Here is a 6,179-nt window from a genome sequence, read left to right as displayed (position 1 = left end):
GACGTGCTGAGCCTCGACATCCTGTCCCGGCGCGGTCGCACCATCCGCCCGAAGACGCTCAACCAGAAGCGCTACGTCGACTCCATCGACGCCAACACCGTCGTGTTCGGCATCGGCCCCGCGGGCACCGGCAAGACGTACCTGGCGATGGCCAAGGCCGTGCAGGCGCTGCAGGCCAAGCAGGTCACCCGGATCATCCTGACCCGCCCGGCGGTCGAGGCGGGGGAGCGGCTCGGCTTCCTTCCCGGCACGCTGTTCGACAAGATCGACCCGTACCTGCGCCCGCTCTACGACGCTCTGCACGACATGATCGAGCCGGAGTCGATCCCGCGGCTCATGCAGGCGGGCACCATCGAGGTCGCGCCCCTCGCATATATGCGGGGCCGAGCGCAACCGGTCACCACGAACGTGCTGACCCCTGATGGCTTCCGGCCTATCGGTGAGTTGGAAGTCGGTGACCTGGTCATCGGCTCGACCGGTGAACCAACCCCGGTTCTTGGTGTGTACCCGCAGGGTGAAAAGGACATCTACCGCGTTACCGCTCAGGACGGGGCATCGACCCTGTGCTGCGGTGAGCATCTCTGGACCGTCAGGACCGCTTCAGACCGCCGTCGGAACAAGCCTTGGCGGGTCTTGGAGACCAAGGCGATGATCGGGAATCTCCGGGCGGCCCATGCGAGGCGATACGAGCTACCGCTTCTCGGCGCACCGGTGTGTCAGCCGGAGCAGACCGTCCCTATGGATCCCTACGCTCTGGGCCTGCTGCTGGGCGACGGCTGCCTGACCGGCTCGACCACTCCCGCTTTCGCTACCAACGACCCAGAACTTGCCCTCGCTCTCGACGCCGCTCTTCCCGGTATCGCGGTGCGGTGGAAGGACCGGGTGAACTACACCTTGAACCGTGTGCGGGCCCCCGGCGACGTCATCACACTGGAAAATCCGGTGACCGCGGTGCTGCGCTCGTGGTCTCTTAACGGCACGCGCTCACACACGAAGTTCATTCCAGATGTGTATCTCCAGAACAGTGCCGGGGTCCGACTGTCCCTGCTCCAGGGGCTCCTGGACACCGACGGTGGGCCAGTCACCCAGCTTGGGCGTACGTGCCGGATCCAGTACACGACGACATCTCCGCTGCTTAATCGAGACGTGATCCAATTGGTCCGGTCGCTGGGTGGGGTCGCGTACTCGCGCCTGAGGAAGGCCGAGGGGCGCAAGCCCGGGCGGGCAGGCGGCCGCGAAGTGCTTTACCGACACGACGCATACACCATCGACATCCGTCTCCCTGCGGGCGTCGAACCGTTCCGACTCACCCGTAAGCGCGACACCTACCGCGCGGCCGGGGGCGGCGGACGGCCGATGCGCTTCATCGACAGCATTGAGCCCGCAGGTCGCGCCGAGGCGGTGTGCATCCAAGTGGCGGCAGCCGACTCGCTCTACGTCACCGAGGACTACCTGCTGACGCACAACACCCTCAATGACGCGTTCATCATTCTCGACGAGGCGCAGAACACCACGCCCGAGCAGATGAAGATGTTCCTGACCCGGCTGGGTTTCGGCTCCAAGATCGTGGTCACCGGCGACATCACCCAGATCGACCTCCCCGGCGGGCAGCGCAGCGGCCTCAAGGTCGTCAAGGAGATCCTCGACGGCGTAGACGACGTGCACTTCGCCCTGCTCACCAGCTCCGACGTGGTCCGGCACAAGCTCGTCGGCGACATCGTCGACGCCTACGAGCGCTGGCAGGTCGTGCAGGACGAAGCCGAGGAAACCCACCGAGGCCCGGTCCGTGCGGGTGGCCGCAGGCAGGGCCGCTGAGCCGACTGGGGACAATGAGCCCGTGAGTATCGAGATCGCCAATGAGTCAGGGGTGGCGGTCGACGAGGCGTCCATCGTCGCGGCGGCCCGCTTCGCCTTGGACCGGATGAACGTCAGCAAGCTGGCGGAGCTGTCGGTGCTGCTCGTGGAGTTGGACGTGATGTCCGACCTGCACGAACGCTGGATGGATCTGCCCGGCCCGACCGACGTCATGGCGTTCCCCATGGACGAGTTGGAGAACGCCCGGCGACCCGACGCGCCCGAGGCCGGTCCGGCGCTGCTCGGCGACATCGTGCTGTGCCCGGCCTTCGCCAAGGACCAGGCGCGCAAGGCCGGTCACAGCCTGATCGACGAGCTGCACCTGCTGACCGTGCACGGCGTGCTCCACCTGCTCGGCTACGACCACGCGGAGCCCGCGGAGGAGCGTGAGATGTTCACGCTGCAGAAGCGCATCCTGGCCGACTTCCGCACGGCCGCCGCCGAGGCCAAGCGCCGCGCGGCGCAGCGGGTCGAGGACGACAAGCTGCTCGGCGCGGTCGGACTCAGCGAGTCGGACAAGACCGGGGAACTCTGAACACCGTGTCAGCCGACTCGGCCGGTCTCCTGGTCATCGCGGTCCTGCTGATCCTCGCGGCGGGCTGTTTCGCCGCCGCCGACGCGGCGCTGTCGGCCGCGTCCAAAGCGCGCGTCGAAGGCCTTCTCCGCATGGGCCGGCGGGGTGCGCGGCAGCTGTTGGCCGTGGTCAACGACCGGCCGCGCCACATCAACCTGCTGCTCCTGCTCCGGCTGAGCTGTGAACTGGCCGCGACCGTCCTGGTGGCGGTGATCTGCCTGCGCTCGATCACGCCGGGCTGGTTCGCCGGGTTCGTCGCCGCGGTCGGGATGATCGTCGCGTCCTACGTCCTCGTCGGCGTCGGACCGCGCACGATCGGCCGTCAGCACCCGTACGGCGTCGGGCTTGTCGCCGCCGGGCCGGTAAGGGCTCTAGGCACAGTCCTCGGGCCGTTGTCCCGGCTGCTGATCCTCATCGGTAACGCGATCACCCCCGGTAAGGGGTTCCGCGAGGGACCGTTCTCCTCCGAGGTCGAACTGCGCGAGCTGGTCGACCTGGCCGAGGAACGCGGAGTCGTCGACGCCGACGAGCGCGAGATGATCCACTCGGTGTTCGAGCTGCGCGGCACGATCGCGCGCGAGGTCATGGTGCCCCGCACCGAGATGGTGTGGATCGAGCAGACCAAGTCGGTCCGCCAAGCCCTCGCCCTGTCCTTGCGCACCGGCTACACGCGGCTGCCGGTGATCGGTGAGACCGTCGACGACATCGTCGGTGTGGTCAACCTCAAAGACCTGGTCCGCGCGTCCATGGAGTCGGCAGCCGAACTGCAGCGGACCGCCGACGTGATGAGCGTGGCGGCGTTCGTGCCCGACACCAAGCCTGTCGACGACCTGCTTCGCGAGATGCAGAAGTCCAAGAACCACTTGGCCATCGCGGTCGACGAATACGGCGGCACCGCCGGTCTGCTGACGATCGAGGACATCCTGGAGGAGATCGTCGGCGAGATCACCGACGAGTCCGACACCGACGAGCGTCCGCCGGTCGAACACCTCGACGACGGCGCGTGCCGGGTCAGCTCCCGGCTCGCGGTCGAGGATCTCGGTGACCTGTTCGGCCTGGAACTCGACGGCCAGGACGTGGAGACCGTCGGCGGTCTGCTCGCCCAGCGACTGGGACGTGTGCCACTGCCCGGTGCGGAGGCGGAGATCGCCGGGCTACGGTTCCGGGCCGAGGGCGGGAAGGACGCGCGCGGCCGGATGCGGATCACCTCGGTGGTCGTGCGGCGCGCGGAGTCCGACGTCGAAGAGGAACAGGAGAGGAGCCCCGAGCGTGGCTGAGCTGGACCCTGAGGACGCCAAGATCGTGACCCTGGCGCGGTCGAGCAGGGCCCGGACCGGTGCCGCCGAGGGCGCCGCCGTCCGTGACACCGACGGCCGGACCTACGCCGCCGCCACGGTGGCGCTGCCGTCGCTCAAGCTGACCGCGCTGCAGGCCGCCGTGGCCGCCGCCGTGTCCAGCGGCGCCGAAGGCCTCGAAGCCGCCGCCGTCGTCACCGAATCGGGTGACATCGACCCCGACTCGCTGGCCGCCGTGCGCGACCTCAACGCCGACGCTCCCGTCTACCGCGCGGACCCGTCCGGCGCCATCGCGCGGTGAGCAAGCTGCGGATCACGGTCTGCCGCGACTGCTGCTGCGGGACGGTCAAGAAACACCCCACGGTCGACCACGGCTACCAGCTGGCCCGGCTGCGCGCTGTCGCCGCCGAGGTCGGCGCCACGGTCCGGGTCGCCGAGTGCCTCGACACCTGCGAGACGTCCAATGTGGTCGTCGTGCAGGCGAAGGGCGGCAAGCCGGTGTGGTTGGGCTTCGTGCTCAGCGACGCGGCCGTCGACGACATCGAGGCGTGGCTGAAAGCGGGCGGACCTGGGGTGGCGCCGCTCTCGGACACCCTTGAGCTGCACCGAATCACACCGCCCGGACAGCGAAAGGCACAATGACTCGGTGACCAGCAGCACCGAAGGGCATCGATCCGGTTTCGCCTGTTTCGTCGGCAGACCCAACGCGGGCAAGTCCACGCTCACCAACGCCCTCGTCGGCAGCAAGGTCGCGATCACCTCCAGCAAGCCGCAGACGACCCGGCACGCCATCCGCGGCATCGTCCACCGTGACGACGCCCAGCTCGTCCTCGTCGACACCCCGGGCCTGCACCGGCCGCGCACGCTGCTCGGCCAGCGGCTCAACGACATCGTCCGCGAGACGTGGTCCGAAGTGGACGTCGTCGGGTTCTGTGTGCCCGCCGACCAGAAGGTCGGCCCCGGCGACAAGTTCATCGCCGCGGAGCTGGCCAAGGTGGCCAAGCGGACCCCGATCATCGGTGTGATCACCAAGACCGACCTCGTCTCCCCGGACCAGGTCGTCGAGCAGCTGATCGCGCTGCAGGACGTCATGGAGTTCGCCGAGCTGATCCCGGTCTCGGCGGTCGACGGCTTCCAGGTGCAGACGCTGACCGACCTCCTGGTCGCGCGGCTGCCGGAGGGCCCGCAGCTCTACCCGGGCGGCGAGCTGACCGACGAGCCGGAGGCGACCCTTGTCGCCGAGCTGATTCGTGAAGCGGCGCTTGAGGGCGTGCGCGACGAGCTGCCGCACTCCATCGCGGTGACGATCGACGAGATGAACCCGCGCGAAGGCCGCGACGACATGCTCGACATCCACGCGCTGCTCTACGTGGAACGGCCCAGCCAGAAGGGCATCATCCTGGGACACCGGGGCGAGCGGCTCAAGGCGGTCGGCTCGACCGCGCGCAAGCACATCGAGGCGCTCCTCGGCACACGGGTGTACCTCGACTTGCACGTCAAGGTCGCCAAGGACTGGCAGCGTGACCCCAAGCAGCTCCGCCGCCTGGGGTTCTGAGTTGGCCTCAGCACACCGCGCGGACCTGGAACGGGTCGAGATCGGCGAGCTGGGCGAGGTCGCGCTCGCGACGGTCGGGGGCCGGTTCGGTGCCCGCCTGATCGACACCGTCGCCGTGGCCGCTCCCGCGGCCATCGCGGCGACCCTCATCCGGCCGGGCGACGGGGTGCTCGCCGTCCTCCTGATCGCCGCTGTCGGGATCGTCTACGACACCGCGCTCGTGGCGACCCGGGGATCCACCCCGGGCAAGTCGCTCCTGCGGCTCAGCGTCGTCGACGCCGAGACCGGCGCCGATCCAGGTCGGCTGTCGGCGGGCTTGCGCGCCGTGGGCCACTGGACGCTGCCGGGCGCCGCCGCGATCGTGGCCTACGGGCTGCTTGGGCTCCTTCTTCCCGATTCCCTGGCAAGCGCGGGTGCCTTCGCGGCCGGGTTGCTGGCGGTGGTGAGTCCGCTGTTCGACGAACGGTGCAGACGCGGCTTGGCGGACCGGGTGGCTGGCACCGTGGTCATGCTGCACCCGCGGATCTGACCGGTGTTCGTCCGGTGGGCGGCACTCGGCGCGGGCGTGGCCGCGGGGTGCGCCTACGTGCTCGCCACCGACCCGACGACGCCCGGTGGGCTGGTGTGCCCGTCGAAGTGGGTCGGCCTGTGCTGTCCGGGCTGCGGTGGTCTGCGGATGGTGTACAGCCTGCTCCACGGCAGGGTCCTCGACGCGGTCCACTACAACGCGGTCACGTTGCTGATCTTGCCGCTGTTCGTCTGGGCGGCGGTCCAGTGGGCCCGCGGCAAGTCGGTGACCTGGCCGCGGTGGGGTCCGCCGGTGCTGATGGGCGTGCTCGCGGCGTGGTTCGTGGCGCGGAACCTGCCGTTCGAACCGTTCAGTCGGCTGTACGTGTGAGAA

Annotated in this window: 7 protein-coding genes and 3 pseudogenes; all 10 read left to right on the top strand. The window is 69.1% G+C overall.

Annotated features, from left to right (window positions below):
* Positions 1 to 387, top strand: a pseudogene (locus ACRDSQ_RS07125) (PhoH family protein); the annotation flags it as partial.
* A pseudogene (locus ACRDSQ_RS07120) lies at positions 376 to 1,206 on the top strand (PhoH family protein); the annotation flags it as partial. The pseudogenes ACRDSQ_RS07125 and ACRDSQ_RS07120, both read left to right, overlap by 12 nt.
* 261 nt (positions 1,207 to 1,467) lie before the next feature.
* A pseudogene (locus ACRDSQ_RS07115) lies at positions 1,468 to 1,815 on the top strand (PhoH family protein); the annotation flags it as partial.
* A 22-nt stretch (positions 1,816 to 1,837) separates the two neighbouring features.
* Positions 1,838 to 2,389 carry an rRNA maturation RNase YbeY gene (gene ybeY / locus ACRDSQ_RS07110; protein WP_431419794.1) on the top strand — a complete coding sequence of 184 codons (552 nt, stop codon included), beginning with the start codon at positions 1,838 to 1,840 and terminating at the stop codon, positions 2,387 to 2,389.
* Between the two features lie 5 nt (positions 2,390 to 2,394).
* On the top strand, positions 2,395 to 3,705 hold the full coding sequence (locus ACRDSQ_RS07105; RefSeq protein ID WP_431419793.1) for a hemolysin family protein: 1,311 nt from the start codon (positions 2,395 to 2,397) through the stop codon (positions 3,703 to 3,705).
* Complete coding sequence (locus tag ACRDSQ_RS07100) at positions 3,698 to 4,024, top strand: cytidine deaminase (RefSeq protein ID WP_431419791.1); 327 nt, start codon at positions 3,698 to 3,700, stop codon at positions 4,022 to 4,024. The genes ACRDSQ_RS07105 and ACRDSQ_RS07100 overlap by 8 nt, the downstream gene beginning before the upstream one ends.
* On the top strand, positions 4,021 to 4,365 hold the full coding sequence (locus ACRDSQ_RS07095; RefSeq protein ID WP_431419790.1) for a (2Fe-2S) ferredoxin domain-containing protein: 345 nt from the start codon (positions 4,021 to 4,023) through the stop codon (positions 4,363 to 4,365). Before ACRDSQ_RS07100 ends, ACRDSQ_RS07095 begins: the two co-directional genes overlap by 4 nt.
* A gap of 4 nt (positions 4,366 to 4,369) precedes the next feature.
* On the top strand, positions 4,370 to 5,278 hold the full coding sequence (gene era, locus ACRDSQ_RS07090; protein ID WP_431419787.1) for a GTPase Era: 909 nt from the start codon (positions 4,370 to 4,372) through the stop codon (positions 5,276 to 5,278).
* On the top strand, positions 5,244 to 5,807 hold the full coding sequence (locus ACRDSQ_RS07085) for an RDD family protein (protein WP_431419786.1): 564 nt from the start codon (positions 5,244 to 5,246) through the stop codon (positions 5,805 to 5,807). The genes era and ACRDSQ_RS07085 overlap by 35 nt, the downstream gene beginning before the upstream one ends.
* 3 nt (positions 5,808 to 5,810) lie before the next feature.
* Positions 5,811 to 6,176 (top strand): DUF2752 domain-containing protein, encoded by a 366-nt coding sequence (locus tag ACRDSQ_RS07080; RefSeq protein ID WP_431419784.1) that lies wholly within the window; start codon positions 5,811 to 5,813, stop codon positions 6,174 to 6,176.
* The last annotated feature ends 3 nt before the right edge of the window (positions 6,177 to 6,179 follow it).

The sequence above is a fragment of the Actinokineospora sp. genome (assembly GCF_050699995.1).
Taxonomy (GTDB): Bacteria; Actinomycetota; Actinomycetes; order Mycobacteriales; family Pseudonocardiaceae; genus Actinokineospora.
This window is presented reverse-complemented; position numbering and strand designations above follow the sequence as displayed.